At 62.9% G+C, this 26,213-nt stretch carries 32 protein-coding genes and 1 pseudogene; 15 read left to right on the top strand and 18 right to left on the bottom strand.

The window, feature by feature from the left end:
- Window positions 1-158: 158 nt before the first annotated feature.
- Entirely contained in the window at window positions 159-1,031 is an 873-nt protein-coding gene (locus LB526_RS27435; RefSeq protein WP_224630412.1) for an aldo/keto reductase family oxidoreductase, read from the bottom strand.
- 95 nt (window positions 1,032-1,126) lie between these two features.
- Between LB526_RS27435 and LB526_RS27430 the strand changes: the two genes are divergently transcribed.
- Window positions 1,127-2,035: a LysR family transcriptional regulator gene (locus LB526_RS27430; protein WP_224630411.1), complete on the top strand. Its 909-nt coding sequence runs from the start codon at window positions 1,127-1,129 to the stop codon at window positions 2,033-2,035.
- Window positions 2,036-2,121: 86 nt separating this feature from the next.
- Here LB526_RS27430 and rpsI read toward each other — a convergent pair whose 3' ends face one another.
- From rpsI to LB526_RS27410, 4 genes are all read right to left on the bottom strand, one after another.
- Entirely contained in the window at window positions 2,122-2,592 is a 471-nt protein-coding gene (gene rpsI / locus LB526_RS27425; protein WP_040983171.1) for a 30S ribosomal protein S9, read from the bottom strand.
- Window positions 2,592-3,056 (bottom strand): 50S ribosomal protein L13, encoded by a 465-nt coding sequence (rplM, locus tag LB526_RS27420; protein ID WP_040983169.1) that lies wholly within the window; start codon window positions 3,054-3,056, stop codon window positions 2,592-2,594. The genes rpsI and rplM overlap by 1 nt, the downstream gene beginning before the upstream one ends.
- Window positions 3,057-3,327: 271 nt before the next feature.
- Complete coding sequence (locus LB526_RS27415) at window positions 3,328-3,978, bottom strand: LysE family translocator (protein ID WP_224551672.1); 651 nt, start codon at window positions 3,976-3,978, stop codon at window positions 3,328-3,330.
- 41 nt (window positions 3,979-4,019) lie between these two features.
- Window positions 4,020-4,484, bottom strand: coding sequence for a PaaI family thioesterase (locus LB526_RS27410; RefSeq protein ID WP_095767634.1), 465 nt, complete (start codon window positions 4,482-4,484; stop codon window positions 4,020-4,022).
- 139 nt (window positions 4,485-4,623) lie between these two features.
- Here LB526_RS27410 and LB526_RS27405 point away from each other — a divergent pair, with 139 nt between their 5' ends.
- The 4 genes from LB526_RS27405 (at window position 4,624) to LB526_RS27390 (ending at window position 7,868) form a co-directional block, all read left to right on the top strand.
- A complete protein-coding gene (locus LB526_RS27405; RefSeq protein ID WP_224630410.1) occupies window positions 4,624-5,445 on the top strand; it encodes an enoyl-CoA hydratase in 822 nt (273 codons plus the stop codon).
- A 117-nt stretch (window positions 5,446-5,562) separates the two neighbouring features.
- Window positions 5,563-6,084 carry a CoA-binding protein gene (locus LB526_RS27400; protein WP_224630409.1) on the top strand — a complete coding sequence of 174 codons (522 nt, stop codon included), beginning with the start codon at window positions 5,563-5,565 and terminating at the stop codon, window positions 6,082-6,084.
- Window positions 6,085-6,241: 157 nt separating this feature from the next.
- Window positions 6,242-7,522 (top strand): O-acetylhomoserine aminocarboxypropyltransferase, encoded by a 1,281-nt coding sequence (locus LB526_RS27395; RefSeq protein ID WP_224630408.1) that lies wholly within the window; start codon window positions 6,242-6,244, stop codon window positions 7,520-7,522.
- A 1-nt stretch (window position 7,523) separates the two neighbouring features.
- Window positions 7,524-7,868 (top strand): cupin domain-containing protein, encoded by a 345-nt coding sequence (locus LB526_RS27390; RefSeq protein WP_224630407.1) that lies wholly within the window; start codon window positions 7,524-7,526, stop codon window positions 7,866-7,868.
- Window positions 7,869-7,881: 13 nt separating this feature from the next.
- Here the strand turns inward: LB526_RS27390 and LB526_RS27385 are convergent, their stop codons facing one another.
- From LB526_RS27385 to LB526_RS27375, 3 genes are all read right to left on the bottom strand, one after another.
- Window positions 7,882-8,589 carry a transporter substrate-binding domain-containing protein gene (locus tag LB526_RS27385; RefSeq protein WP_224630406.1) on the bottom strand — a complete coding sequence of 236 codons (708 nt, stop codon included), beginning with the start codon at window positions 8,587-8,589 and terminating at the stop codon, window positions 7,882-7,884.
- A gap of 51 nt (window positions 8,590-8,640) precedes the next feature.
- Entirely contained in the window at window positions 8,641-9,888 is a 1,248-nt protein-coding gene (locus LB526_RS27380; protein ID WP_224630405.1) for a cytochrome P450, read from the bottom strand.
- A 172-nt stretch (window positions 9,889-10,060) separates the two neighbouring features.
- Window positions 10,061-10,789 carry a hypothetical protein gene (locus LB526_RS27375; RefSeq protein ID WP_224630404.1) on the bottom strand — a complete coding sequence of 243 codons (729 nt, stop codon included), beginning with the start codon at window positions 10,787-10,789 and terminating at the stop codon, window positions 10,061-10,063.
- 110 nt (window positions 10,790-10,899) lie between these two features.
- On the opposite strand from LB526_RS27375, the gene LB526_RS27370 reads away from it, so the two are divergent.
- The gene (locus LB526_RS27370) at window positions 10,900-11,244 is read left to right on the top strand and encodes a DUF6949 family protein (RefSeq protein WP_224630403.1); all 345 of its coding nucleotides are present in this window, start codon (window positions 10,900-10,902) and stop codon (window positions 11,242-11,244) included.
- Window positions 11,245-11,263: 19 nt separating this feature from the next.
- Complete coding sequence (locus tag LB526_RS27365; RefSeq protein ID WP_224630402.1) at window positions 11,264-11,791, top strand: gamma carbonic anhydrase family protein; 528 nt, start codon at window positions 11,264-11,266, stop codon at window positions 11,789-11,791.
- Between the two features lie 28 nt (window positions 11,792-11,819).
- On the opposite strand, the gene LB526_RS27360 is transcribed toward LB526_RS27365, so the two are convergent.
- The 4 genes from LB526_RS27360 to LB526_RS27345 form a co-directional block, all read right to left on the bottom strand.
- A complete protein-coding gene (locus tag LB526_RS27360; RefSeq protein ID WP_411968226.1) occupies window positions 11,820-12,398 on the bottom strand; it encodes an ankyrin repeat domain-containing protein in 579 nt (192 codons plus the stop codon).
- Window positions 12,399-12,630: 232 nt separating this feature from the next.
- Complete coding sequence (locus tag LB526_RS27355; protein ID WP_140842791.1) at window positions 12,631-13,236, bottom strand: transglutaminase-like cysteine peptidase; 606 nt, start codon at window positions 13,234-13,236, stop codon at window positions 12,631-12,633.
- Window positions 13,237-13,493: 257 nt separating this feature from the next.
- Window positions 13,494-14,111, bottom strand: coding sequence for a PilZ domain-containing protein (locus tag LB526_RS27350; RefSeq protein ID WP_095767620.1), 618 nt, complete (start codon window positions 14,109-14,111; stop codon window positions 13,494-13,496).
- A 172-nt stretch (window positions 14,112-14,283) separates the two neighbouring features.
- Entirely contained in the window at window positions 14,284-14,922 is a 639-nt protein-coding gene (locus LB526_RS27345) for a PAS domain-containing protein (RefSeq protein ID WP_224532340.1), read from the bottom strand.
- Window positions 14,923-15,349: 427 nt separating this feature from the next.
- Here LB526_RS27345 and LB526_RS27340 point away from each other — a divergent pair, with 427 nt between their 5' ends.
- Complete coding sequence (locus LB526_RS27340) at window positions 15,350-16,087, top strand: rhomboid family intramembrane serine protease (protein ID WP_224532341.1); 738 nt, start codon at window positions 15,350-15,352, stop codon at window positions 16,085-16,087.
- 204 nt (window positions 16,088-16,291) lie between these two features.
- Window positions 16,292-16,723: a CBS domain-containing protein gene (locus LB526_RS27335; RefSeq protein ID WP_040983461.1), complete on the top strand. Its 432-nt coding sequence runs from the start codon at window positions 16,292-16,294 to the stop codon at window positions 16,721-16,723.
- 47 nt (window positions 16,724-16,770) lie between these two features.
- On the opposite strand, the pseudogene LB526_RS27330 reads toward LB526_RS27335, so the two are convergent.
- Window positions 16,771-17,026: pseudogene (locus LB526_RS27330) on the bottom strand (YjhX family toxin).
- A gap of 307 nt (window positions 17,027-17,333) precedes the next feature.
- Between LB526_RS27330 and gatB the strand changes: the two are divergent.
- The 3 genes from gatB to LB526_RS27315 all read left to right on the top strand — a co-directional run bounded on the left by gatB (window position 17,334) and on the right by LB526_RS27315 (window position 20,156).
- A complete protein-coding gene (gene gatB / locus LB526_RS27325; protein WP_224532342.1) occupies window positions 17,334-18,836 on the top strand; it encodes an Asp-tRNA(Asn)/Glu-tRNA(Gln) amidotransferase subunit GatB in 1,503 nt (500 codons plus the stop codon).
- 2 nt (window positions 18,837-18,838) lie between these two features.
- Window positions 18,839-19,327: a GNAT family N-acetyltransferase gene (locus LB526_RS27320; RefSeq protein WP_224532343.1), complete on the top strand. Its 489-nt coding sequence runs from the start codon at window positions 18,839-18,841 to the stop codon at window positions 19,325-19,327.
- Window positions 19,328-19,457: 130 nt separating this feature from the next.
- On the top strand, window positions 19,458-20,156 hold the full coding sequence (locus LB526_RS27315) for an AIM24 family protein (RefSeq protein WP_140541352.1): 699 nt from the start codon (window positions 19,458-19,460) through the stop codon (window positions 20,154-20,156).
- Window positions 20,157-20,185: 29 nt separating this feature from the next.
- Here LB526_RS27315 and panC read toward each other — a convergent pair whose 3' ends face one another.
- Both panC and panB read right to left on the bottom strand, forming a co-directional pair.
- Window positions 20,186-21,037 (bottom strand): pantoate--beta-alanine ligase, encoded by an 852-nt coding sequence (gene panC / locus LB526_RS27310; protein WP_224532344.1) that lies wholly within the window; start codon window positions 21,035-21,037, stop codon window positions 20,186-20,188.
- On the bottom strand, window positions 21,034-21,873 hold the full coding sequence (gene panB / locus LB526_RS27305) for a 3-methyl-2-oxobutanoate hydroxymethyltransferase (protein WP_224630401.1): 840 nt from the start codon (window positions 21,871-21,873) through the stop codon (window positions 21,034-21,036). Before panB ends, panC begins: the two co-directional genes overlap by 4 nt.
- A 270-nt stretch (window positions 21,874-22,143) precedes the next feature.
- Here panB and LB526_RS27300 point away from each other — a divergent pair, with 270 nt between their 5' ends.
- From LB526_RS27300 to LB526_RS27290, 3 genes are all read left to right on the top strand, one after another.
- Window positions 22,144-22,542: an NADH:ubiquinone oxidoreductase subunit NDUFA12 gene (locus LB526_RS27300; RefSeq protein WP_140678429.1), complete on the top strand. Its 399-nt coding sequence runs from the start codon at window positions 22,144-22,146 to the stop codon at window positions 22,540-22,542.
- A gap of 125 nt (window positions 22,543-22,667) precedes the next feature.
- Window positions 22,668-23,300, top strand: coding sequence for a DUF2155 domain-containing protein (locus LB526_RS27295; protein ID WP_224630400.1), 633 nt, complete (start codon window positions 22,668-22,670; stop codon window positions 23,298-23,300).
- A gap of 61 nt (window positions 23,301-23,361) precedes the next feature.
- Entirely contained in the window at window positions 23,362-23,751 is a 390-nt protein-coding gene (locus LB526_RS27290; protein WP_095767611.1) for a hypothetical protein, read from the top strand.
- Here LB526_RS27290 and aat read toward each other — a convergent pair.
- The 3 genes from aat to accB are packed head-to-tail and all read right to left on the bottom strand — an operon-like array spanning window position 23,742 to window position 26,199.
- Window positions 23,742-24,359 (bottom strand): leucyl/phenylalanyl-tRNA--protein transferase, encoded by a 618-nt coding sequence (aat, locus tag LB526_RS27285; protein WP_095767610.1) that lies wholly within the window; start codon window positions 24,357-24,359, stop codon window positions 23,742-23,744. The genes LB526_RS27290 and aat overlap by 10 nt on opposite strands.
- Window positions 24,360-24,371: 12 nt before the next feature.
- Complete coding sequence (accC, locus tag LB526_RS27280) at window positions 24,372-25,715, bottom strand: acetyl-CoA carboxylase biotin carboxylase subunit (protein ID WP_224532345.1); 1,344 nt, start codon at window positions 25,713-25,715, stop codon at window positions 24,372-24,374.
- Between the two features lie 19 nt (window positions 25,716-25,734).
- Complete coding sequence (gene accB / locus LB526_RS27275) at window positions 25,735-26,199, bottom strand: acetyl-CoA carboxylase biotin carboxyl carrier protein (protein WP_095767608.1); 465 nt, start codon at window positions 26,197-26,199, stop codon at window positions 25,735-25,737.
- Window positions 26,200-26,213: the final 14 nt, after the last annotated feature.

Here is a 26,213-nt window from a genome sequence, read left to right as displayed (position 1 = left end):
TCGTAGGGCGCTCCCCTCTCCGTCTCGGCTTCGCCGAGCCACCTCTCCCCACATTCGTGGGGCGAGGAACCTTGATCCTGCAGCGCCGCGTTCCTTCGCGCCGCCCTCTGGCCTGCCGGCCATCTCCCCCACAAGGGGGGAGATCAGCTAATCGTCCATCACGCCGCTTTCGCCACGCCCTCCAACTCGCCGAGCACATCCCCCGACAGCTCGAGCTCCGCCGCCGCCAGATTCTCGCGCAGATGCTCGACCGACGACGTGCCCGGGATAAGCAGGATGTTGGGCGAACGCTGCAGCAGCCATGCCAGCGCAACCTGCATCGGCGTCGCACCGAGCCGTTCCGAGACGTCCGAGAGCGTCGACGACTGCAGCGGGCTGAAGCCGCCGAGCGGGAAGAACGGCACATAAGCGATACCGTCGCGCGCGAGCTCATCGATCAGCGCGTCGTCGTCCCTGTGCGCGAGATTGTACTGGTTCTGCACGCAGACGATGTCGCAGATCTTGCGGCCTTCCGCGATCTGCGCGCGCGTGACGTTGCTCAAGCCGATATGGCGCACGAGGCCCTTGCGCTGAAGCTCGGCAAGCTTGGTGACCTGCGCTTCGATGGAGCCCTCCGCTGGACCGTGCACACCGAACATGATGCGCAGATTGACGACGTCCATCACCTCGAGGCCAAGGTTGCGAAGATTATCGTGCACGGCCTGTTCGAGCTCATCAGCTGTAAAAGCCGGCAGCCAGGAGGCGTCTTCCCCACGACGGGCGCCGATCTTGGTGACGATGGTGAGGTTGTCGGGGTAGGGCGCCAACGCCTCGCGGATCAGCTTGTTGGTGACATAAGGCCCGTAGTAGTCGCTGGTGTCGATATGGTTCACACCTTGCGACACCGCTTCGCGCAGCACGGCAATCGCCGCGTCATGGTCTTTCGGCGGGCCGAACACGCCTTTGCCCGCAAGCTGCATGGCGCCATAGCCGAGGCGATGCACCGAGCGGTCGCCGAGTTTATAAGTACCGGATTTGTCTACACTGGACATTGTTGCTCTCCTTCGCTGTCGGCGAGGGAGATAAGGGATGGCTGCTGTCCTGATAACCGGGTATAACCGGCACGACCTGTGCGGAAATAAGAACAATGGCGGCTGATCTCAACGATCTCCAGGCATTCATGGCCGTCGCTCGCGCCGGCGGCTTTCGCGAAGCGGCCCGCGTGACTGCAGGCAGCGCCTCAGTGCTCAGCGAAGCCGTCCGCCGTCTGGAAACCCAACTTGGTGTGCGGCTCTTCAATCGCACCACGCGCAGTGTTGCACTGACCGAGGCAGGCGCCAGCCTGCTGGCGCGTCTTGGCCCCGCGCTGGGTGAGGTGCAGGCCGCGCTCGACGTCGTGAACGGTTTTCGTGACCGACCTGCCGGCACCTTGCGCCTCAACGTGCCGATAAGCGCCTCGCGGCTGGTGCTGCCAAAAATCGTTCCGGGATTTCTCGCTGCATATCCGGCCATCCGGCTGGAGGTGATCGCGGAGGAGAACTTTGTCGACCTGCTGGTGGCCGGCTGCGATGCGGGCATCCGCTATGACGAACGGCTGGAGCAGGACATGATTGCTGTGCCGATCGGGCCGCGCACCCAGCGTTTCACCACCTCGGCCGCGCCAGCCTATCTCGATCGGCACGGCCGGCCACAGCATCCGCGTGACCTGCTTGGTCATGCGTGCGTGCGCGGTCGCTTCCCGAGCGGGGTCATGACGCCTTGGGAGTTCGAGCGCGGCGGCGAGGTGGTGCGGGTCGATACCACGGGGCCATTGGTCGTCAGCATCGGCGGCGGCGTCGATCTCGCCATCGATGCGGCGATCGCCGGCGTCGGCATTCTTTGGCTCTTCGAGGACTGGGTACGCCCATATTTCGACAGCGGCGTCCTGGAACCTGTGCTGGAGCCATGGTGGCAAAGCTTCTCGGGGCCGTTTCTCTACTATCCCGGGCGGCGGCTAGTGCCGGCGCCGCTGCGCGCCTTCATCGACTACCTAAAGACACCGGCCGGGCACTGGTGACGAAAAAAGGCCGCCCGGAGGCGGCCTTTTCGAAATGCTTGGACTCGCGGCGCTTAGCGCTTCGAGAACTTGCCCCCAAGCGCTCCTTAGCGCTTGGAAAACTGGAAAGAGCGGCGGGCCTTCGCCTTGCCGTACTTCTTGCGCTCGACCACGCGGCTGTCGCGGGTCAGGAAGCCGCCCTTCTTCAGCACCGAGCGCAGGCCCGGCTCGTAGTAGGTCAGCGCCTTGGAGATGCCGTGGCGCACCGCACCCGCCTGGCCGGAGAGGCCGCCGCCGATGACGGTGGCGACGATGTCGTACTGGCCGGCGCGGTTGGCCGCGACGATCGGCTGGTTGAGGATCATCTGCAGCACCGGACGCGCGAAATAGCTCGCGAATTCCTTGTCGTTGACGGTGATCTTGCCGGAGCCCGGCTTCACCCAGACGCGCGCGATGGCGTTCTTGCGCTTGCCGGTGGCATAGGCGCGGCCCGACTTGTCGAGCTTCTGGACATGCACGGGCGCGGCCGGCTGCGCGGCGACTGTGCCGAGTTCTGCGAGCGAGGAAAGCTCAGCCATTACGAGGCCCTCTTGTTCTTGGAGTTCAGCTTGGCCACGTCGAGCGTGACGGGCTGCTGGGCGGTGTGCGGATGCTCGGCGCCGGCATAGACGCGGAGATTCTTCATCTGGCGGCGGCCAAGCGGGCCGCGCGGGATCATGCGCTCGACGGCCTTCTCGACGACACGCTCGGGGAAACGGCCCTCGAGCAGCTGGCGCGCGGTGCGCTCCTTGATGCCGCCGGGGTGGCCGGTGTGCCAGTAATAGACCTTGTCGGTATATTTCTTGCCGGTGAACACCACCTTGTCGGCATTGATGACGATGACATTGTCGCCGTCATCGACATGCGGGGTGAAGGTGGGCTTGTGCTTGCCGCGCAGATGGTTGGCGATGACAGTGGCCAGACGACCGACGACGAGACCTTCGGCGTCGATCAGCACCCACTTCTTCACCACATCCGCAGGCTTCTGCGAAAAGGTAGCCATGTTTTGCTCTCAGGTTTGACCTTTCCCGTCCGGGAGGGACAGAGAAGGCGTTTCTTGTTGCTTAGATTGACGGGATGACCGGAGCCGCTCCGCCAATAACAAAACGGCGGCCTTTGCGGGCCGCTGCTTCGGGTCGGCTTATAGGCGAGGGTGTTTGGCGCGTCAAGCGTCGGTTGCGGTGTATGGTCGCGAAAAGCCCCTTAAATTCAATGACTAACATTAGTGGTATTATTTTACCTCATGCCTCTATGTCAAAATAGCTCTCTTTCGTTCACCGCCGCCCGGTCACGGCGGCAAGGAGAAGCTTGACGCCGATCGCGATCATCAAGGCTCCTGCCAGCCTTTCTTGCCAAACGACGAACGTGCCTCGGCGCCCCAGCCAGCCGCCAACCGCGCCGGAGGTCAACGCGACGGCGCTGAGGACAACCAGTCCCATCACCTTCATGGTCGTACCGAGAATGATGAACTGCAGTGCAGGCGAACCGACCCAGGGATGAACGAATTGCGGCAGCACCGCCAGCATGAAAGCGAGCGTCGTCGGATTGGTGAGATTGCAGATCACGCCTTGCCGGAAAGCGGCTGGGATACTGCTCGTCTCGGCAAAGGTAGACGCACCGCCACCTTTGCCCGACCGACGGGCCAACAGGAATTTGATCCCGATGGCGATCAGATAGATGGCGCCGACGATCTGAAGGAAGCTGTAAAGAGATGGGGAGGATGTGATCAGCGAGGCAAGCCCCATTGCCAGTAATGGAATCTGGACGACGCCGGCCGATACGCAGCCCGCTGCAGTCGCCAGGGCGTGGCGCCAGCCTTGCCCGACGCCGCGGCTGATCACCAGCATCATGTCCGGACCGACACCAGAAAGCTGATAGGCGAGCACGGCGCCGACGAAGGCAAGGTAGGTCGTAACATCGGGCATGCCGCAGAACGAACCTATCGACTGGGAGTTCCGGCAAGACGTCAGGCCGGCTTGTCGCTTATTCGCTTCCTCGGGATCGAATAGGTGCCGGTGGCATGCGCGACAGTGTGTCCGTCCGGGCCCGCGACAATATCGATATCGAACACCATCAGGCTCTTGCCAAGCTTCAGGATACGGCAATGGCCGTCGATCGGACCGGCTTCGGCCTTGCGCATGAAATTGATGTCGAGGTTGACCGTCACCGAAAGCGCGTCCGGGCCGGCATGGCTGAGCACGCAGACATAGCCGCCGATGTCGGCCAGCGTGAACAGCGCCGGACCGGATACCGTGCCGCCGGGGCGCAGATGCCGCTCGTCGGCATTCAGCCGCACCGTGCAGCCGCCCGGAAAAACGTCGATCGCCTCATAGGAGGTGAAATTGTCGTTGAGCTGCGGATAGACGCTTGCCATTAGTGCATTGACTTCCGCCGCGTTGAGCATTGGCTTCAGATCGCTTTGGGCGGGCATGGCGACGTCCTATATGAATGAGCAGCTCCGGGCGGTGCGCCTGGACCAAACGGTGCGACGGAGAAAACACGTCTCGCGGCTGTTCTTCAACCGGCAGCGTGCTAGTTCTGTTGCTCCATAAGCATGAGGTTTTTTGAAAGTGGCCGAAGTCGTCGCCATCAAGCCCGCCGTCGCCGACGGTCCTGTTCTTGTCAGCCAGGACAAGGGCATCCTGCGCCTCACGCTTGCCAGCCCGCCGGCCAATGCGCTCTCGCTGGCGACGATGGCGGCGCTGCAGGCCGAATTCGATCGCGTTAAGACCGACAGATCCGTGCGCGTCATCATCCTGGCGGCGTCGGGAAAAGTGTTCTGTGCCGGCCATGACCTCAAGGAAATGACGGCGCACCGCGCCGAACCGGATCGGGGCAAGGCCTTCTTCGAAACGACCTTCGCGGCTTGCGCGAACCTGATGCAGACGATCGTGCGCCACCCGAAGCCGGTGATCGCTGAGATCGACGGCCTCGCCACCGCCGCCGGCCTGCAACTGGTCGCCAGCTGCGACCTTGCCATCGCCTCGCATGAGGCGAGTTTCTGCACGCCTGGCGTCAATATCGGCCTGTTCTGCTCGACGCCGATGGTGGCGCTGTCGCGCAACGTCTCACGCAAGCAGGCGATGGAAATGCTGCTCACCGGCGAGACGATCGACGCGGCGACCGCCAAGGAGTTCGGGCTCATCAACCGCATCGTGCCGCGCGAATATCTGATTCAGGTTGTCAACAAATACGCGCAAACCATTGCATCCAAATCCTCTTTGGTGATCAAAACCGGCAAGGAGGCTTTCTATGCCCAGGGCGAAATGGGGTTGGCCGACGCTTATGCCCATACCGGCCGCGTGATGGTGGAAAACATGCTGGCGCGCGACGCCGAGGAAGGCATCGGTGCCTTCATCGGCAAGCGCAAGCCCGAATGGACCGACGAATAGTTCTTCCGCATGCCCGGCTTTTCTATCGCTGAACACGCCCGCACGCGCGCTCTACGCCTCTCTCGGCTTCAACCGCGAACTCTATCGCTACCATTACCGCAGGAAGACCATCGCAGCATGAATCACGATAGCTACGACAACGCCTACATCGCCGGCATCCTGAATTCGGTGAAGACGATCGCCATGGTCGGCGCTTCGCCCAACGATGTGCGGCCCAGCTATTTCGTGCTGAAATATCTTTTAGCCAAGGGCTTTTGGGTGCTCCCGATCAATCCCGGTCATGCCGGCAAGCAGATCCTCGGACAGACGGTCTATGCGAGCCTCGAAGATCTGCCGCATCCGGTCGACATGGTCGATATTTTTCGAGGCTCGGCGGCCGTGCCTGGCGTCGTCGACCAGGTGCTGCAGCTCGACCCGCTGCCCAAGGTCGTCTGGATGCAACTTGGCGTGCGTAACGACGAGGCCGCGGCCCGCGCCGAAGCTGTCGGCATCAAGGTGGTGATGAACCGCTGCCCGAAGATCGAATACGGCAAGCTATCCGGCGAGATCGGCTGGACCGGCGTCAACTCCGGCGTGCTGTCGTCGAAAAAACCTGTGATGCGCCAGGGATTTCAGAGCTTCGGCGTAAGACAGAAATAAGCACGCGGTAGTTCGCGCAAAATTATTCCGGGACGAAATGGATTTTCCCGGGCGTTCGTCGCAGATCGCGCCCCGAACGGTATTTTCTTCTTTGCATTCCCCGCCGCGCTTCGCCAAGAATGCCCGGCGATTTTCGAACGTTAGGAGAGGGATTTCGATGACCCGTACGCCTGGTTTCAGCACTTTAGCCGTTCATGCAGGCGCAAAGCCCGATCCGGCGACCGGCGCCCGCGCCACGCCGATCTACCAGACCACTTCCTTTGTCTTCGACGACGCCGACCATGCCGCCTCGCTGTTCGGGCTGAAGGCCTTCGGCAACATCTACACGCGCATCATGAATCCGACCCAGGCGGTTCTCGAGGAACGCGTCGCGGCGCTCGAAGGCGGCACCGCGGCACTTGCCGTCGCCTCGGGCCACGCCGCGCAGGTCATCGTGTTCCACAATCTGATGCAGCCGGGCGACAACTTCATCGCCGCCAACAAGCTTTATGGCGGCTCGATCAACCAGTTCGGCCATGCCTTCAAGAACTTCGGCTGGGAAGTTCGCTGGGCAGAAGCAAACGATCCGGCGACCTTCGAGAGCCAGATCGACGACAGGACCAAGGCGATCTTCATCGAAAGCCTTGCCAACCCTGGCGGCGTCTTCGTCGACATCGAGAAGATCGGCGACATTGCCCGCAAGCACGGCCTGCCGCTGATCGTCGACAACACGCTGGCCTCGCCCTATCTGGTCCGGCCGATCGAGCACGGCGCCGACATCGTCGTGCACTCGCTGACCAAGTTCATCGGCGGCCACGGCAATTCGATCGGCGGCGTCATCGTCGATGGCGGCACCTTCGACTGGTCGAAGTCCGGCAAATACCCGATGCTGTCGGAGCCGCGCCCTGAATATGGCGGCCTCGTCCTGCACGAGACTTTCGGCAACTTCGCCTTCGCGATTGCCGCCCGCGTGCTTGGTTTGCGCGACATCGGCCCGGCGATCTCGCCCTTCAACGCCTTCCTGATCCTGACCGGCCTGGAAACGCTGCCGCTGCGCATGCAGCGTCATTGCGACAATGCCGCGAGCGTTGCCGGCTGGCTGTCGAACCATCCGAAGGTAGCCTGGGTGAACTATCCCGGCCTTCCAGGTGACAAGAACAACGCGCTGCAGAAGAAATATTCGCCGCAGGGCGCAGGCGCGGTGTTCACCTTCGGCCTCAAGGGTGGCTACGAGGCCGGCATCAAATTCGTCGAGGCGCTCGAACTGTTCTCGCACCTCGCCAATGTCGGCGACACCAAATCGCTGGTCATTCATCCGGCCTCGACCACGCACCGCCAGCTTTCCGACGAGCAGAAGGTCAAGGCCGGCGCCGGACCTGACACCGTCCGCCTTTCGATCGGCATCGAGGACGTCAACGACATCGTTGCCGACCTCGAGCAGGCGCTCGGCAAGGTCTGATATGTCGGCCTTTCTTGCGCTCAACACCGATGCGGTCGAACCGGAGGCCGGCGCGCCGCCGCCGGACCGGGTGATTTCGGGTGATCCCAAATTCCGCACCTGGAATGTCGAGGAGGGCGACGGCGGTCTCTATGCCGGCGTCTGGGAAGCGACGCCGGGCAAATGGCGCATCGCCTATGACGAATGGGAGTTTTGCCACATCCTGTCCGGCGTCTCGGTGATCGCCGAGGATGGCGGCGAGGCGCGCACCGTGCGGGCCGGCGACAGTTTCGTGCTGAGGCCAGGGTTCAAGGGCACATGGGAAGTGCTCGAGACGACGCGCAAGGAATATGTGATCCGGCTTTGAATGCTTCCAGCAATCAAAGCAGCCGATCGACATCGCCGTCGGAAAAGCCGTATTTGCTCATGATCTCCCGGTGCCATGCACTTCCGAGCAGATCGCCGAGACATTGATCGACGCGCCGGCGCAGCGCGTCGTTGCCCTTGGCGAGGGCGAAAGCGCCTGCCGCAGGCTGCTTTTCAAAGGCCGGGATGTCGATGACGGCAAGCGGTACGCCAGTCCGTCCGTTGACATAGCCGCGATGCGCCATGGCGACACTGGCATATGCGTCGGCATGGTCTGCCGCAACGGCTTCGGCTGCTTCGGCCTGCGTGGCGAATATCCTGATCCGCTGGGGCGGAACGCCGTTCTGCAGCGCGGTCTGGTGCTGGATCTGACCCGATATGACTGCGAGCACGGCGGAAGGATGTTGGGCGACAGAGCGATAGCCGTTCAGCTCCAGCGGATTGCCCTTGGCGACCATCAACCCGTCCGGCAGTGACCAGATCGGCCGCGTGAAGTCCACGAGCTTGCTGCGCTCCTCGGAGATGAACAGGCCGGTCGTCATGTCCCAGCGGCCGTCCACCAAACCGGGGAGCAGTTCGGCGAATTCCGCCTCGATCGGCGAGAAGTTCTCCAGGTCAACCATCTGGCAAACTTTCTCGGCGAGCACCGCGTCGCAACCGCCGAGCTTGCCCGCGGCATCGGTGAAGCAGAAGGGTGGCTCTTGCAGGAAGGCGAATCTCATTTCTGAATTCCGAATGACAATTTCAGCTGTTCGAGTCGCATCGTCCGCCGGTCAAAAGGTGACGGCGACCCGTTCCAGCCCGTGAAAATGGTAAGTGTCGCGGAAGCGCGGTGTCTCCGCTAAGCGTAAGTAGGGCAGCCGATCGAACAGCGTCTTCAGCGACACCTGCAGCTCCAGCCTGGCCAGCGGCGCGCCGATGCAGAAATGGATGCCGGCGCCGAAGGAAACATTCTTCTGGTCCGTGCGGGCCGGATTGAAGGTGTCGGGCTCGGCAAAGGCAAGCGGATCGTGGTTCGCCATGCCGAGCAGCAGCGTCACCATCTCCCCGGGCTTGACCAGGATGCCTGGCGAAACCTCCATCTCCTCATAGGCATAGCGCAGAAACATATGCAGCGGCGGGTCGTAGCGCAGGCATTCCTCGACCGTCGCGACATTCGCCTCCGGTGTCGCAAAGAAGCGGCGCGGATCGCCGCCTTGCGCGAGGATCGAGCGCACCGCATTGCCGGTCTGGTGCACGGTCGCTTCATGGCCGGCATTGAGAAGCAGGATCGCCGAGGAAACCAGCTCGTCTTCCGAGAGCTTCTGGCCGTTGTCCTGAGCCTCGATCAGCAGCGACAGCAGATCGTCGCCAGGTTTCTTGCGCCGCTCCGCAATGTAGCCCCGCAGGAAGTCGGAAAAATCGCGCGCGGCGCGGTTCGCCGTCTCCTCGGTCTCGCGCGTGCGGCCATGCATGTACATGGCGACCATCCGATGCGACCAGTCGAGCAGTTGCGGCCCCATCTCGACCGGAACGCCGAGCATCTCGGCGATGATGGTGATCGGCAAGGGCGAGGCGTAGGCGGGCAAAAGGTCGACACCGCTTGGCTCGAAGCGGTCGACCAGCTCGTTGGCCAGAGCTTCGATGCGTGGCCTGAGCCGCTCGACTTGGCGTGAGACAAAGGCGCGGTTGACCAGCGTTCTGAGCCGCGTGTGCACCGGCGGCTCCAGCTCCAGCATGGAATTGGCTTCGATCGCGTCGAAGGCCGCGAGATGCGAGCGATCGTCGCCGACGTCGCGGCTGTCGGGAATCCCCGCCGGATTCTGGCGGCCGAAACGGCGGTCGCGCAGCAACCGGTTGACGTCGTCGAAGCCGCCAAAGCACCAGAAGCCGTAGTCTTCCCAGAAGAAGGCGTTGGCAGTGCCGTGCAGAAAGGCGTAGGCCTCGTAAGGGTCTTGCACGAAGGCCGGCTCGTGCGGGTCGAGGCGCAGATGGCGGCTGGCGAGATCAAACTCAAGATAGGAAGGCTTCAAATCGGTCATGCCTGACCATTAGCGCGCCTTGTCAGCCCGATGCCAGACCGTATCTTGTCGCCCGTGAAGCTGAAGCGTTGAGCCAGGCGAGCCGGGAAGGGTGTTTCGATGAATGTGATCGTCGTCGGCTGCGCGCCGAAATGATCTAGTTTGATGGCCGGCTAATTGATGGGGTGAGTTGTCAATGGGCTGTCTTGAGGATGCTCGCCACTTTGGCTGCAATCGCCGCGTCGAGCGCCGGCCAGTTCGCGAGCAGCTCGCGCGGAAAGCGATAGGTGAGGCTGAGATCGTCGCCGACCTGGGTGTCGCGCTCGCAGGGCGCCAGCGATTCCTCGGCACTCGGGCCGCTCAGGCAGCGGGCGACGAACGGATCCTTGCCGGGGCGTTCGGCAACAGCCAGCACTTCATTCAGATAGCCTGATTTTTCGCTGAAGGCGTAAACCGTCGTGCCGCCCGGGCCGGGCGTCCCCGGCTTTTCGATCAGAGCGCTGTAGATGGGCGCGAAACGGCCGCTCATGTCGCGCGACATCATTCGCGGTTCGAACGACAAGAAGATGATCTTCCTGGTCGTCGCATGGTTGAAGTCGTCGCGCGCGGCCGTGCTGTAGCCGTCCATTTCGGGATAGCGCAGATAGAGGTCGAGCCGCGAGGCGATGCCGTCGCGCCTGGCCTGGTCGAAGCGGATGAAGTTTGCCGGCACGCTGATGAGATTGTTGCCCATGACGATCTGGCGCACCGTCGTGTCATCCGTATAGCCGGCCATGGCGATCGACCGTCCAAGCCATTTGCCGCCGACGCTGATGGCAATCGAAAGCAGCGCCAGCGCCGCGAAGATATAAAAGACCCGCTTCATCAAGGTCGAGTTGACGACCTCGAAGTCAGCGCCCTCGGCAACATTTGCCTCTCTCATTTGCTCTTCCCCGATCCGCCCACCTGTCCTTCGGCGGCACAGCTTGCGCGGCATGGCTCTTGCAGCGCGTTGGCACGACTGTGCGTTTTCATGGTAAACGGTTGGTAAACATGGATCCCGTTGTGCTTGTTCTTTACGCTTTCGCGGTTGGTCTCACGGCTTGCGGGCTGGCCGGATCGGCCATGGAATTGCTGGCCGGCCGACGCCTGGCCTTTGCCGAGCCTTATGTTTCGCACGTCCACATCCTGCGTTCGCTCGCGGCAACAGCCTGCGCCGGGCCGTTCATGCTCACCAACGAGGCCTTAGCCGCCCGGCGCGAGGGCCGCATCGGCACGATGGCGCTGTTGTCCTGCGGCTGCACGGCCATTGCCTGGGCGCTGGCGCTAGGCGTCGTCCTCATCGCCATTGCATCCTGGGCGACAGCCAACTTAGGGTCTTTCGAATTCGCTGGTTGAGACGATTCGGAGACGAACAATGCCGGTCTATGCGATCGATGGGAAAGCGCCCGAGTTCGAGGACGCCGATACGAACTGGATCGCGCCCGACGCCACGCTGATCGGCAATATCCGGATCGGCCGCAATGCCGGCTTCTGGTTCGGCGTCGTCGTCCGCGGCGACGGTGAACCGATCATCATCGGCGCCGACACCAATGTGCAGGAACACACGATCATGCACACCGATCCGGGCTTTCCGCTGACCATCGGCGAAGGCTGCACGATCGGCCACCGGGCTCTGCTGCATGGCTGCACGATCGGCGACAACAGCCTGATCGGCATGGGCGCCATCGTGCTGAACGGCGCCAGGATCGGCAACAACTCGCTGGTCGGCGCCGGCGCGCTGGTGACGGAAAACAAGGTGTTTCCGGACAATTCGCTGATCGTCGGCTCGCCCGCCAAGGTGATAAGGACGCTGGACGAAGCGGCGATCGCGCGGCTGCGCGTCTCGGCGGCCCACTACGTGGCCAATGCCAAACGCTTCAAGACCAAGCTCAAGACAGTGTGACGGCGGCAGGCGGCAACTCCGCCTGTCTTCATCCGCGGCGGCTGTTCATCGCTTCACGCAACAGAAGGGCGCCCGCTTCGAAGCCGGCCTGCTCGGCGCCTTCCAGGGCCGTCTGATAGTCGTCGATGCGGGTCCTCAGCGAAGCGTCCGCGCCTGACAGGAGCAGCAGACGGATCGCCTCGGCGTCGCGCCGGGACACCGCGTAGTGCAGGGCGGTCCAGTCGTTCACGCCGCGCATATCCGGGTCGGCGCCATGCGCGAGCAGGATATGGATGACGTCCAACCGGTCCGGCCGTTCCGTCGACAGCACGGCAATGATCGATGGAAACCCGGCCGGGTCTTCATAATTCGGGTTCGACCCGGCATCGAGAAGCGCGGTGATAAACGCGGCCGGGCTCCAGTAGATCGCGTATTCCAGCGGGTGGCCAAGTCCGAGCTCGGACGGCATCCGCTCGTCGAACCAGCGCGGTGAACCGCCGAGCGCAACACCCAGGGCCGCGAAGTCTCCGGCCTTGAACGCGTCGTCTATGGCCTTGAACAACAGGTGGCGGGTGCCGCGATCCTCGGGGATTTCTAGCATTGGCTTCATCCGCAACGAACGAGCCATACTGCTCCCATCCGCCTCGGCGGGGAAGGGCGTGCCGACCATGGCGCTTCGGCAGCGCAGCGCCGATTGGTTGCAGCCGGCGGGCGGCGACCGAAATGGCGGAGCCGGCCCCGGGGACAGGGGCCGGCTCCTAAAACCCGGTCGTTGGGGACGGGGAGGGTGGGGACTCGACCGGGCTTTCTTCCTGGGCGCGCCGCCGCGTCACGGCGACGTACCCGATCGCTTTGGCGCCTTAGCGGACGCTGGCGACCGCGTCGTCGCGGCCGTCGTTGATCGTCACCCAAACGCCCGAATTCTCCGTCGATTGACGCTTGAGGTAGGTGTAGACGGTGTCGTTCCAGGCGAGCACTTTCGGCTCGAGATTGTCGAGGATGAATTCGCCGAGGCTGGTGCGCACCGTCAGCACCGCATGGCCGTCGCCGTTCGGCTGGCGCACCACCGTCATCAGCAGATTGCCGGCCGGCACGCCCACGGCCATCAGCTCACGGCGCTTCTCCAGCGCGTAATCCTCGCAGTCGCCATAACCTTTGTCGGGATAGGCCCAGTATTCCTCGACACCGTAGATCTCCATGTCGGTGCGCGGCTTGACGCGGGTGTTGACCGAATTGTTGACGTTGACCATCGTCGCCCACAGCTTGCGCGTCAGCTCGACCGGCGAACCCTTCGGCGTCCGTTCATTGCATTCGACGGGAATGCGCTGGCAGAAATCGTAGTGACCGACCGGCTGGGTGGTGCGGCCACCCGTATGCATGAAAGCCGGTCCTGCGCTTGCCGTACCCCAGGCGGAAAGCTGCATCGCCATTGCCAAGAGCAACAGCTTGCCCCTCGTCATTTTCATTGTTGTAGTCTCCCCGTTTGAGGAGACTGTGCCACGTTGGGATTTATTTGACGCAAAAACCCAAAGTAGACATTGAGTAAAACGCCAGTAGAATAAACATAAAATTTGAACTACCGCGATTTCGGATTATTCAGATTTCGCCGGCTCGCGTGAGATCTAGATAGCGCGGGCGACCCGCGTCCGACCCGCCAAAATCAGGCAACAAAAAACCGGCCGCTACCGGCCGGCTCGCTTCGCGCTTGCGGTGCGGGTTTGCGTCAGGACCGCGGCGCGTTGAATTCCTGATCCAGAGTTTCCGGCCGCTGGATGACGGCGAATTCTATGGCGACGCCGTCCTCGAAATGGCGCACGATCTGGCCGCGCATCGTGCCTAACGTGACCTGGACGCCGATTGCCGGCTTGACATCGATCTCGATGGCGGCACCGGAGAGCGACAGGTCGATGATGCGGCACTGATACTGGCGCCCATCCGTGAGCTGGAGGACGCTCATCGGATTGCGCGGCGCCACGCGTTCGTGGCGGCGGTCCTCGGGCAGGTCGAGTTCATGCTTGTTGGCAAGCCAGGTGAGCTGCGCGGCAAGCTTGTCCTTCTTGCGCTCCGAGGCGATGACGGTCATGGCGAACCCGTCCTGCGACGTACGCGTCACGATGCCTTCGACACGACCGATATGGTCGATATAGGCGATAACCTTCTCGCCCGGCATGCCGATCCGGTCCGTGCGCAACGCAACGTTGCCGGGCGACATATCGATCACCTGGCAAGGATGCTCGGTGCGGTCTTCCAGCATGAAACGTCCGTAGATTTTGACGCGGACACGCTGGAAGTTGCGCCGCTCAGCTCGTGACGGCGCATATTCTACCGCCGCTGACCTCATGACTGCCTACACCCGGTTGGCATTCCGCGCGACGATGCGAGGAATTTCGCCCGAAAAGCTACAGCAAAGCAGGTTAACAAACGGGAAAAGTCGGCCGCAAAAGCCTGGGCCTGGAACACGCGCAGCGCTGAAAAATCTAGCGAGAGCGGCGGGAAACCTCACACGGCGGGGCTCACTCGTGACGCCCGCCGTCGAGGACGACGAGATGGCGGATGCGACGCACGCGGCCGAGCGCCGAAATGGTCTCCGGAGCATCGAATTCGGTCGGAACGAGCGAGGGGACGTCGATGGCCGGACGGTTCTTCAGGAACATCGGCTCCTTCTCGGGGTCTATCACCCGAATCGAATCGATGAGCGCGTCGGCGAGCGGGTCGGCACCAAGCCAGAACGGCTTGTCGGCGGTGCTGATGATGCCCAGGCAGCGCGGGTTCTCGGCGCCGCCGTCCAACGGCAGCGCCAAGAGCTCGAATTTGTTGGAGCGGCCGTTCCGGCTGAATCCCTCATAGGTCATGAGCAGAACCGACTTCTGATCGAAAACGCCCTGCATGAGCCGCGACACCAACCGTTGATCCTTCTCGCGCCAGAGCGAAGGGAAGGAGAAGCCCTTGAGCTCCCGGCCATAATAGGCGCAGAGCCTCGTGCCGGCCAGCCGGAACACCGCCTCGCCGCGCGTATCGCGCTCGAGGATGAAGGTGTCGGCCAGAAGCGACTTGATGTCCGCCGGCTCCACCTCCGATCGCTTCGGGGCAAGGCGGCCATCACGCAGCTGGTTCCAATATTGGAACAGCGCGATCGATCCTTTTTCGTTCATGTCCATCCTGCTCCGCACAACCTGTCTTTTGATGTCCCATCGGCGAACAGACAGGGCGCCCTCCGATGACCTTCATGCGGTGCGGAGCAGGATGCGTGCCAGTATCGTTAACGTTTGTTCACGCCTCGGGGTCGTTAAGGTTAACAAACGGTTTACATTGTGTGCCGCCGAGGCCTGTGGCACATCAAAACCACTCCAAAACGGTCGTTTCAGCAGCGATCGGCAGCACTTCAGTCACGAGTTTATGGGGAGCAGGGGGCTCGACCGGCCGTTCAGGGGGACACCTGAACGGCCTTCTTTTTGATTCGGCCCTTGCTCTGATTCGCCTTTTTCTGCGCGGGCGCTGTGGCGATTAGCCGTTTGTGATTCCAAAGCGCGTGATCTACATGCTCGTCGAAAACGCCGAGTCCCGAACCTGCAAGGGTGCATGAGCGAGCCCGTAAACCCCACCGAAAACAAACCGTTGCCGGACGAGGCGCTCGAGCCGCGGCGGCGCGAACCTGTATTCAACCTGCCGCCGGTGGTGCTTGCCGTGATCGGCATTTGCGCGGTCGTCTATCTGCTGCAGCAATATGTGCTGAACGAAACGCAGCAAATGACGCTGCTCTATGACGGCGCCTTCATTCCGGTGCTGTACACCGGCCAATACGGCTTCGACTGGTTCTTGTTCACGCGCCCGTTCACCTATGCGTTCATGCATGGGGGCGTCGCCCATATCGCCATCAACATGATCTGGCTTGCAGCCTTCGGCTCGCCGCTCGCCAATCGTCTTGGCGCGCTACGTTTCGCAATGTTCTACGCTGTGACCGGACTGGCCTCGGTCGCTCTGTTCTGGGCACTGCATCCCTATGGCGAGATGCCGCTCGTCGGCGCATCGGGCGCGATCTCCGGGATGATGGGCGCGGCCGCGCGCTACGGCTTCCGCGTCGACCGTTCGTCGGGCCGGGGTGCCTTCGCCGGCGAGCCGCTGCCGGTCGCATCGGTGTTGCGTTCGCGCGGCGTCATGACCTTTCTTGGCGTTTGGATGGTGATCAATCTGGCCACGGGCCTGCTCGGCTTCGCGCCGGGCATCGACGGCCAGATCGCCTGGGAAGCCCATATTGGCGGCTTCGTCGCCGGCTTTTTCGGACTGCGTTTCTTCGACCGTCCACTGGCTGCCGCCTAGAGCATGATCCCGAGAAGCGGGAACCGGTTTCGGAGAAGATCATACTCCAACAAGAGATAGATCAGGATGGTGATTCAACGAGACGCCATCCTGATCTACTCCTTAGGCGCACTTGAAATGCAACCAATCACGGCGCACGATGTTGCCCAAGCACCCAGTGTCTTCCTAAGGGCGCCGGGAGCGTCAAAGGCAGTGGAGGACGCCATGACGGTTAAGGCAATTCTTGAGAGCAAGGGCCATGACGTGTTCACGCTCGGGCCCAATGAAAAACTCAGCGAGGCCATTCGCATGCTGGCCGAGCACAGGATCGGCGCGCTCGTCATCACCAATGGCGACCGCAAGATCGTCGGCATTCTCTCTGAGCGCGATATCGTCAGGGTCGTGGCCAAGGAGGGCGCCGCCGCGCTCGACATCGCCGTGCGCTCGGCGATGACGCCGAAGGTCAAGATCTGCAACGAAAACCACACCGTCAACGAGGTGATGGAGATCATGACGCGCGGCCGCTTCCGCCATCTGCCGGTGGAGAAAAACGGGCTGCTCGACGGCATCGTCTCCATCGGCGACGTGGTCAAGCGCCGCATCGAGGATGTCGAGCGCGAAGCCGAAGAGATCAGGGCCTACATCGCCACGGCCTGAAGCAAACGGAAAGGTGCCGCCGGCGTTTCGGCCGGCGGCATTGGACATTAGCGATTGTCGAGTTCGGCGCGCACGAGCTCGAGCCCGCGTCGTGTCATGCGGTAAGGACCGCCGTTCGTCGAGGAAACCGCTTCTTGCGCCTCAATTTCCGAAAGAGTTCCAGGTCGAAGCCCGGATAGCGCCAGCCATCGCGGGTCAGGCACAGGACCGAGGCGATCTTCCTGCTTTCGTTCTTTTCGATTTCAATGCGCCGCCCTGCGCGAGCAGGTGCAGGATGCGCTGCTCGTTACGCGAAATGTCCATTGGAGAAGTCCCGGGAAAAACAACAAAAGCCGCCGCTGCGAGACATCGCGGCACGGGGTTTCAGGTTTTCTGCCTGCCTCGCTTAGGAGGTCAGGGCTTCACCGGGACTGAGCGTAAGTGGACATCCACTCTCCATTGGAATGGGGTATCCTATAAGCGAACGTGGCGGAAAAGGCCAGCGTGCGGGCTTTGCGCTTGTCTCGCAGGGCGGTTTGGACTAGCGAAGTTGCGCACCCAAAATGTGCATTAATGCATCTCAATGAGTACATTAATTGCAACTCCGAGAATTCAAAGTCTGCAGGCCTCCATGAGCATCATCGACACCCGCACCCCCGACGCAAAACGCCTGATCCCTGGCGCCACCGGCGACTGGGAGATCATCATCGGGCTCGAAGTGCATGCGCAAGTGATCTCGGAGGCAAAACTCTTTTCCGGCGCCTCGACGTCGTTCGGCGGGGCGCCCAATGCCAATGTTAGCCTTGTCGACGCAGCGATGCCGGGCATGCTGCCGGTCATCAACGAGGAATGCGTCAAGCAGGCGATCCGTACAGGGCTCGGCCTGAAGGCCGCGATCAATCATAAATCGGTCTTCGACCGGAAGAACTATTTCTATCCGGACCTGCCGCAGGGCTACCAGATCTCGCAGTTCAAGCAGCCGATCGTCGGCGAGGGCAAGGTGATCGTCTCCGTCGGGCCCAACCGCCAGGGCGAGTTCGAGGATATCGAGGTGGGCATCGAGCGCCTGCATCTGGAACAGGATGCCGGCAAGTCGATGCATGACCAGCATGCGACCATGTCCTATGTCGACCTCAACCGCTCCGGCGTGGCGCTGATGGAGATCGTCTCCAAGCCCGACATCCGCTCGGCCGACGAGGCCAAGGCATATGTGACGAAGCTGCGCACCATCATGCGCTATCTCGGCACATGCGACGGCAACATGGACGAAGGTTCGCTGCGCGCCGACGTCAACGTCTCGGTGCGCCGCCCGGGCGGCGCATTCGGCACACGCTGCGAAATCAAGAACGTCAACTCGATCCGCTTCATCGGCCAGGCGATCGAATCCGAGGCGCGCCGGCAGATCGCTATCCTCGAGGATGGCGGCAAGATCGACCAGGAGACCCGCCTGTTCGACCCGGTCAAGGGCGAGACGCGCTCGTTGCGCTCCAAGGAGGAGGCGCATGACTATCGCTATTTCCCGGATCCCGATCTTCTGCCGCTGGAATTCGACCAGGCCTATGTCGATGCGTTGGCGCAACACCTGCCGGAACTGCCCGACGACAAGAAGGCGCGGCTGATTTCGTCGCTGGGCCTGTCGACCTATGACGCCTCGGTGCTGGTGTCGGAAAAGCCGATTGCCGACTATTTCGAGAAGGTGGCATCCGGCCGCGACGGCAAGCTCGCCGCCAACTGGGTCATCAACGACCTGCTCGGCGCTCTCAACAAAGCCGGCAAAGACATTGAAAATGCTCCGCTTTCGCCAGAGCAGCTCGGCGCCGTCATCGACCTGATCAAGGAAGGCACCATCTCCGGCAAGATCGCCAAGGACCTGTTCGAGATCGTCTGGAACGAGGGCGGCGATCCGCGCCAGCTCGTCGAGAGCCGCGGCATGAAGCAGGTCACCGACACCGGCGCCATCGAGAAGGCCGTCGACGAGGTGATCGCCGCCAACCCCGACAAGGCCGAGCAGGCGCGCGCCAAGCCGACCATGGCCGGCTGGTTCGTCGGCCAGGTGATGAAGGCGACCGGCGGCAAGGCCAACCCGCAGGCGGTCAACGACCTCGTCAAGGCCAAGCTCGGCATCGAGGGCTAGCGATGTTCGTGCGGACGGCCAGCGAACGCGATCTCGCAGCCGTCCGTGCGTTGCTGGTCGAGACTTGGCATGCCACTTACGACGCCGTCTATGGCACCAAGCGGGTAACTGAAATCACGGATGACTGGCATTCGATCGCCTCGCTCAAGGCGCGGCTGGCGCGGCCGAATTCCGAGTTCCTGGTGGCTGACGACGGCAAGCGGCTCGGCGGCATGGCGTTCGCTGCCGCCACCACCGACCCGAAGATCGTTCTTTTGAACCAGCTTTACGTCCATCCGGCCTGCCAACGGCAGGGGATTGGCCAGTCGCTGCTCGATGAAGTTGAAGCCAGTTTTCCGGAGATGCATACGCTGCGCCTCGAGGTCGAGGAAGCAAATGCCGCGGCGATCGCCTTCTACGAGGCGAACGGGTTTCGCGCGACAGGCAGAACCGCCGATTGCGGCGGCAATTCGGGACTGCCCGCCCTCATCATGGAGAAGCGGCTCCGCTAGATCGGCAGCGAGCCCCCATTCATCGCGCGGTTTTGATTTGATCGCGCCGATCCGCGTGGTCAAGGCTGCGCATCGCCGGTGTCCCGCTCTCCCACTAGCCAGAGGCGTCGCCGGCAAATGGGGGATTGCCATGCCGAGCTTGCCTGAACTGATGCCGACCGAGGTGTCGGACGAGACTTTTGGCGGCGTGACCTATCACGTCGCCGGAGAACTGGTGCCGGTGCTGTCGGTCGATGTGACCAACATGCCGGTTTATTTCGAGCACCATATCCTGCTCTGGAAGAACACCGCCATCACCATCGGCCTGAAATCGCTGAAGGGCGCGCTGAAGCGCATGATCGCCGGCATGCAGATATTCGTCACCGAGGCGTCGGGGCCGGGCATCATCGCCTTCAGCCGCGACGGACCGGGCCATATCGTGCCGATCCATCTTCGGCGCGGCGAGGAGATCCAGGTGCGCGAGCACCAGTTCCTCGCCGCGACCGCCAGCGTCGACTACACTTTCGAGCGCGTGCGCGGACTGGGAACGATGCTGTTTGGCCAGAGCGGCTTCTTCATCGACCGCTTCCGCGGCGAGACAGGCGACGGCATCGTCTGGCTGCACGGTTACGGCAATGTCTTCGAGAAGGTGCTGGCGCCCGGCGAGACCATCGACATCGAGCCGGGCGGCTGGCTGTTCAAGGACGCATCGGTAAAGATGGATACAAGGATCGACCGGCTTTCCAGCGGCTTCTTCGGCGCCGCCATGAATTTCGTCGTCAATCGCTTCACCGGGCCAGGCCGCGTCGGCATCCAGTCGATGTATCTGCATATGCCGTCGGAAGAGTAGGCGGCGAGCCTGATCGAACGAAAGTCCGATCAGGCGGAGGGAATTTCCACATTGTCGATCAGGCGTGTCGTGCCGAGCCAGGCGGCCGCCAGCAGGCGGCCGTCGCGGTCTTTCCGCCAGGAGCTGAGCGTCGCGGCTTCGCGCGCGGCGACATAGTCAACCTTCTGGAAGCCCGCGGAGACGAGGGACTTCGCTGCGGCATCGGTGGCGCCGGTTTCATCCGCGCCGCCCGCAAGCGCCGCCGCGGTGCGGCGCAGGATCACGTTGAGCTCGCGTGCTATGCCGAGCTCGGCCTCGCCGAGATACGCATTGCGCGACGACATGGCGAGGCCATGGACGTCGCGCACCGTCGGCGCGCCGACGATCTCGACCGGCAGGTCGAGGTCGCGGCAGAGCTGCCTGACGACGCAAAGCTGCTGGTAGTCCTTCTCGCCGAACACGGCGCAATCGGGCGCCGCCTGCAGGAAGAGTTTTGCTACCACGGTCGCGACGCCGTCGAAGAAACTCGGCCTGAAGTCGGTTTCCAGGCCGCGAGAGGGGCCGCCCACCGAGATCTTCGTGGCGAAGCCAGCGGGGTACATTTCGTTTACGCCCGGCGTGAAGGCGAGATGCGCACCCGCATCCCGCAGCCGGTCGAGATCGTGCGCCAGCTGGCGTGGGTATTTGTCGAGATCCTCCGTCGGCGCGAACTGGGCCGGGTTGACAAAGATCGAGACGACGCAGCGATCGGCCCGTTCGAGCGCGATCCTGACCAGTGAGATATGGCCGTCATGCAGCGCACCCATGGTCGGCACCATGGCGACCTTCAGGCCGGCCTGTCGCCAGTTCCTGACCTGTGTCCGAAGCGCGGCGACGCTGTCGACGACGATTGGCGCGTTCATGTGTCGTCCTTGCCGGATGCTGTCGTGAAGACGTGGTCGGGGCCAGGAAAGGCACGGCTGCGCACCTCGGCGGCGTAGCGGGCCGCCGCATTCGCGATCATGCTGCGCAAGTCGGCGTATTCCTTGACGAACTTCGGCACGCGGTCGACGGTCATGCCGACCATGTCGTCGATCACCAGGATCTGGCCGTCGCAGTCGGCACTGGCGCCGATGCCGATGGTCGGTATGGAAATGTGACGGGTAAGCTTCGCAGCCACGGCCTCCATCGTGCCCTCGATGACCACCGAGAAGGCGCCGGCTTTTTCCACCGCCTCTGCATCGCGCAAGAGCGCTGCGATATTGTCGTCTGTCCGGCCCTTGATCTTGTAGCCGCCGTCCTTCTCCACCGATTGCGGCTGCAGGCCGATATGACCCATGACCGGTATTCCTTCGGCGACGATCGCCGCGATCTGGGCTGCCATGTCGACGCCGCCCTCGAGCTTCACGGCCTGGCAGCCTGTTGCCCCGACGATGCGCCGCGCCGAAGCGACGGCCTGGGCGGCCGACGTCTCGTAGCTGCCCGCAGGCATGTCGACCACCACGCAGGCCTTGGCCGAGCCGCGCATCACAGCCTGGCCGTGCGCGATCATCATCTCCAGCGAGGCGCCGAGCGTGGTGGCGTGGCCGTGCAGGACCATGGCGACGCTGTCGCCGACCAGCAGCAGGTCGACATGCGGATCGAGCAGGCGGGCGACAGGATAGGTGTAGGCGGTAAGGCAAACGATCGGCACGCCGCCCTTGCGGCGGCGAATGTCTTCGGCGCTGATCCGGCTGTCTGCGGACGGATCCCGGCTCAATCGTCACCTCCTCAAGGCGTGCCCCGAACGGGCGGGCCGAGCTTTAGAAAGACAGGCGGCGCTTGGCAAGCCGCACTGCCGCCGGCAGGACAACTGCATCGACTAATGCATGTCGGCCGGAAGTGTGGAGCGGTTCTGGGACGACGACATGCATCAAGATATGAACGCATGGAGCATTTCCATTCGGGGTGTGGCAAAGCCCTTGCCTTCGCGGTGACGTGACGCCATAAGCAGGGGAAAGGCGCAGCCGCTGCCGCCGCGAGGATTTGGATGAAGACTTTCCTGCTGCAGTTTTTCACCTGGTGGAACAGCCAGACGCTCGGCACCCGCTTCCACACCTGGCGCTTCGGCAAGCGGGTCGGCGAGGACGAAGCCGGCAACGTCTACTATGAAGGCGGCATCGATTCGGAAGGCCGCACCCGCCGCTGGGTAATCTATCGCGACTATTCGGAAGCCTCGAAGATCCCGCCGGGCTGGCATGGTTGGATCCACCACCGCGTCGATACACCTCCATCGAGCGAGAGCTACAAGGCTCGCGAGTGGCAGAAGGAGCATCGGCCGAACCTGACCGGAACGCCCGGCGCCTATCGTCCGCAGGGTTCCATCCTGACCAACCAGCATCGCCCGCAGGTGACCGGCGACTACGACGCCTGGACGCCCGGATCGTAATCCACGTCCCAGACGCCGCTTCGGTCCTTTGTCGCCACAATTGGCGTTTAGCTGCTTGCTGATTGCGCAGCCTCGACTAGCCTTGGGCGTTGAAGAATCACCCGGGCACAACCACCGGTATTTGCATGAGCTCTCCTAAGCAATTCCAGGAAAAGTGCGCAGCGGTTTTCCGTCCTGAATTGCGCCCCAGGATTCCAAGCCACATCTCAAAGGCCCTAATCGCGGCGACGTCCGTTCTGCTTGCCTCGACAGCGGTGTTCGCCGCCGCGCAGGCGCCGGCCGCTGCACCTGCGGCCTCTGACCGCATCACCAATCCGGTGGCCGCGTTCGCCGGCATCGACAAGATCACCGGCCGCATCATCACCTTCGACGTCTATATCGACGAGACCGTTCAGTTCGGCGCTTTGCAGGTGACGCCTCGCGTCTGCTATTCGCGGCCGGACACGGAGCAGCCGAAGACCGATTCCTTCGTCGAGGTCGACGAGATCACGCTCGACCGCAAGATCCGCCGCATCTTCACCGGCTGGATGTTTGCCGAAAGCCCCGGCCTCAACGCCGTTGAGCACGCCGTCTATGACGTCTGGCTCAAGGGCTGCAAGCAGAAGTCGGACGTGCCGCCGCCGACCGCGGCCAAGGCCGACACAGGCAAGCCGAAGACCGAAGCCGCCAAGGCCAGGGCTCCGGCGCAGCCGGCGGACGCCGCCTCCGAACCGACTGATGCGGCGCCGGCACCCGACGACACGACCGACACCAACTGATCTCGGAACCTGCCCGTCTTTGAGCCGTTCCAGATCGGCGACAGGCGAGGAGGATTCTGCGATGACCACCAGATCGATCACGGCCAACAAGCAGGAGCTTCTCGATATCGAGAAGGGCTTTTGGACAGGCGATTCCGCTTACTATGAAGCCAATGCCGATGTGGATTGCCTGGTGGCGTTCCCGCAGATGGCGCAGGCGATGACCAACGCCGATCTCGCAAAGACGGCGGCCAAGCCTAACAGATGGCGCGACCTCGACATTAAGCTGAAGGGCATGGTCGAGCCCGGCAGCGACATCGTCATGCTGACTTACGAGGCGCGCGCGACGCGCGAGAACGGCGAATCCTATGCTGCCCTCGTCAGCACCGGCTATGTCCATCGCGCTGACGGCTGGAAGATGATGTTCCATTCGCAAACGCCGATCGAGGCGGCAGCGCGGGCTCAAGGATAGAAGACGGCCTCGCCCTTCAGCGCCTCGGCGAGCAGCTTCTCATACTGGCCGCGCGGCACGTCGACAGCGCCGAAGCGCTTCAAATGCTCGGTCGTGAACTGCGTGTCGAGCAGCGCGAAGCCGCGCGCCTTCAGCCGCTCGACGAGATGGTAGAGACAGGTCTTCGACGCGTCGGTCTCCCTGGCGAACATGCTTTCGCCGAAGAACACGCGTCCGAGCGAGACGCCATAGAGGCCGCCGACCAGCCGTTCCTCGCGCCATGCTTCGACCGAATGGCAGTGGCCCAAGCGATAGAGCTCGACATAGGCTTCGCGGATCGGCGCATTGATCCAGGTCGAGCGGCGCTCCTCGCGTTTTTCGGCGCAGCCGTCGATCGTCGCCTCGAAATCGAAGTCGTAGCGGATCTCGAACGGATGCTTGCGGATCGTCTTCTTCAGGCTGCGCGGTGTGTGGAATCCGTCCAGCGGAATGATGCCGCGCGTTTCCGGCCGCACCCAGAACACTTCCGGGTCGTTGGCGCTCTCGGCCATCGGGAAGACACCGGAAGCGTAAGCCCGAAGCAGCAGGTCGGTCGGAATGCGATAGCCTGGTGCGTAGGGGCGGGTCATCGCATCCCCGTGCTATTCACCCTTGGCCAGGTATTTTTCCAGCCAGTGGATGTCGTAGTCGCCATTGGCGATGTCGGGATTGCCGACCAGGTCGCGGAACAGCGGCAGCGTCGTCTTGATGCCGTCGACGACGAATTCGTCGAGCGCGCGGCGCAGCCGCATCATGCATTCGACGCGGTTGCGGCCATGCACGATCAGCTTGCCGATCAGGCTGTCGTAATAGGGCGGGATTTTGTAGCCCGAATAGACGCCGGAATCGACGCGGATACCGAGGCCGCCGGGCGTATGGAAATGCGTGATCGTGCCGGGCGAGGGCGTGAAGGTGCGCGGATCCTCGGCGTTGATACGGCACTCGATGGCATGGCCGTTGAACTTGATGTCTTCCTGCTTGACCGACAGCCCGCCGCCCGAGGCGACGCGGATCTGCTCATGCACGAGGTCGATGCCGGTGATCGCTTCGGTCACCGGATGCTCGACCTGAAGACGCGTGTTCATCTCGATGAAATAGAACTCGCCATTCTCGTAGAGGAACTCGATCGTGCCGGCGCCCGAATAGCCGAGATCGGCGATAGCCCTGGCGCAGATGCCGCCGATGCGCGAACGCTCCTCGGCATTGAGCGCGGGGGAATTGGCTTCCTCCCAGACCTTCTGGTGGCGCCGCTGCAGCGAGCAGTCGCGCTCGCCGAAATGCACGCCTCGGCCGGCCCCGTCGCCGAACACCTGCACCTCGATATGGCGCGGCTTCTGCAGATATTTCTCGATGTAGACGGCGTCGTCGCCGAAGGCCGCCCCCGCTTCCGACTTGGCCGTCTGCAAGGCGACTTCGAGGTCCGCCTCGGTGTGCGCCACCTTCATGCCGCGGCCGCCACCGCCGGCGGAGGCCTTGATGATCACCGGATAGCCGATCTCGGCGGCGACGCGCTTGGCTTCCTTCTCTTCGCTGATCGCGCCATCGGACCCAGGCACGACGGGGATGCCGAGACGCTTCGCCGTGCGCTTGGCCTCGATCTTGTCGCCCATGACGCGGATATGGTCGCCTGACGGGCCGATGAAGGTGATGTTGTGGGCCGCTAGGATGTCGGCGAACTTGGCGTTCTCCGACAGGAAGCCGTAGCCCGGATGCACGGCATCGGCGCCGGTGATCTCGCAGGCGGCGACGATCTGGTGGATGTTGAGATAGCTTTCGCGGGACGGCGGTGGGCCGATGCAGACGCTCTCGTCGGCAAGCCGCACATGCATGGCGTCGGAATCCGCGGTCGAGTGGACCACCACCGTCTGGATGCCGAGCTCCTTGCAGGCGCGCAGCACCCGGAGCGCGATTTCGCCGCGATTGGCGATGAGGATTTTCTGGAACATCTCCTGATTGTTCCCGGCTCTACTCAAGAACCACCAGCGGCATTCCGTATTCGACCGGCTGGGCATCCTCGATGAGGATCGCCGTCACCGTGCCGGCACGCGGCGAGGGGATCTGATTCATCGTCTTCATCGCTTCGATGATGAGCAGCGTCTGGCCTTCCTTGACCTTCTGGCCGACCTCGATGAACGCCTTGGCGTCGGGTGAGGGTGCCAGATAGGCGGTGCCGACCATCGGGGAGGGCACTGCGTTCTTGGACATATCGGCGGCCGCGGCTGCCGTTGCTGGCTGAGCCGCGGCGGTCGCAGGAGCCGCGGCGGGCGCCGGCAGCGCCGCTGCAACCGCATGGACGGCCTGCGCCTGGCGCGAGACGCGCACCTTGAGGTCGCCGAGCTCGACCTCGATCTCGGTCAGATTGGTGTCGTTCAGAATGCCCGCCAGATCGCGGATCAGCTGCTGGTCAACACCGTTCTTTTTTATCGACATTTTCGAGCCTTCTG

The organism is Mesorhizobium sp. CA6 (genome assembly GCF_020165035.1).
In the GTDB taxonomy this organism is placed as follows: domain Bacteria; phylum Pseudomonadota; class Alphaproteobacteria; order Rhizobiales; family Rhizobiaceae; genus Mesorhizobium.
The sequence above is the reverse complement of the archived record's forward strand: the minus strand, read 5'-3'. Positions and strand labels throughout refer to the sequence as shown.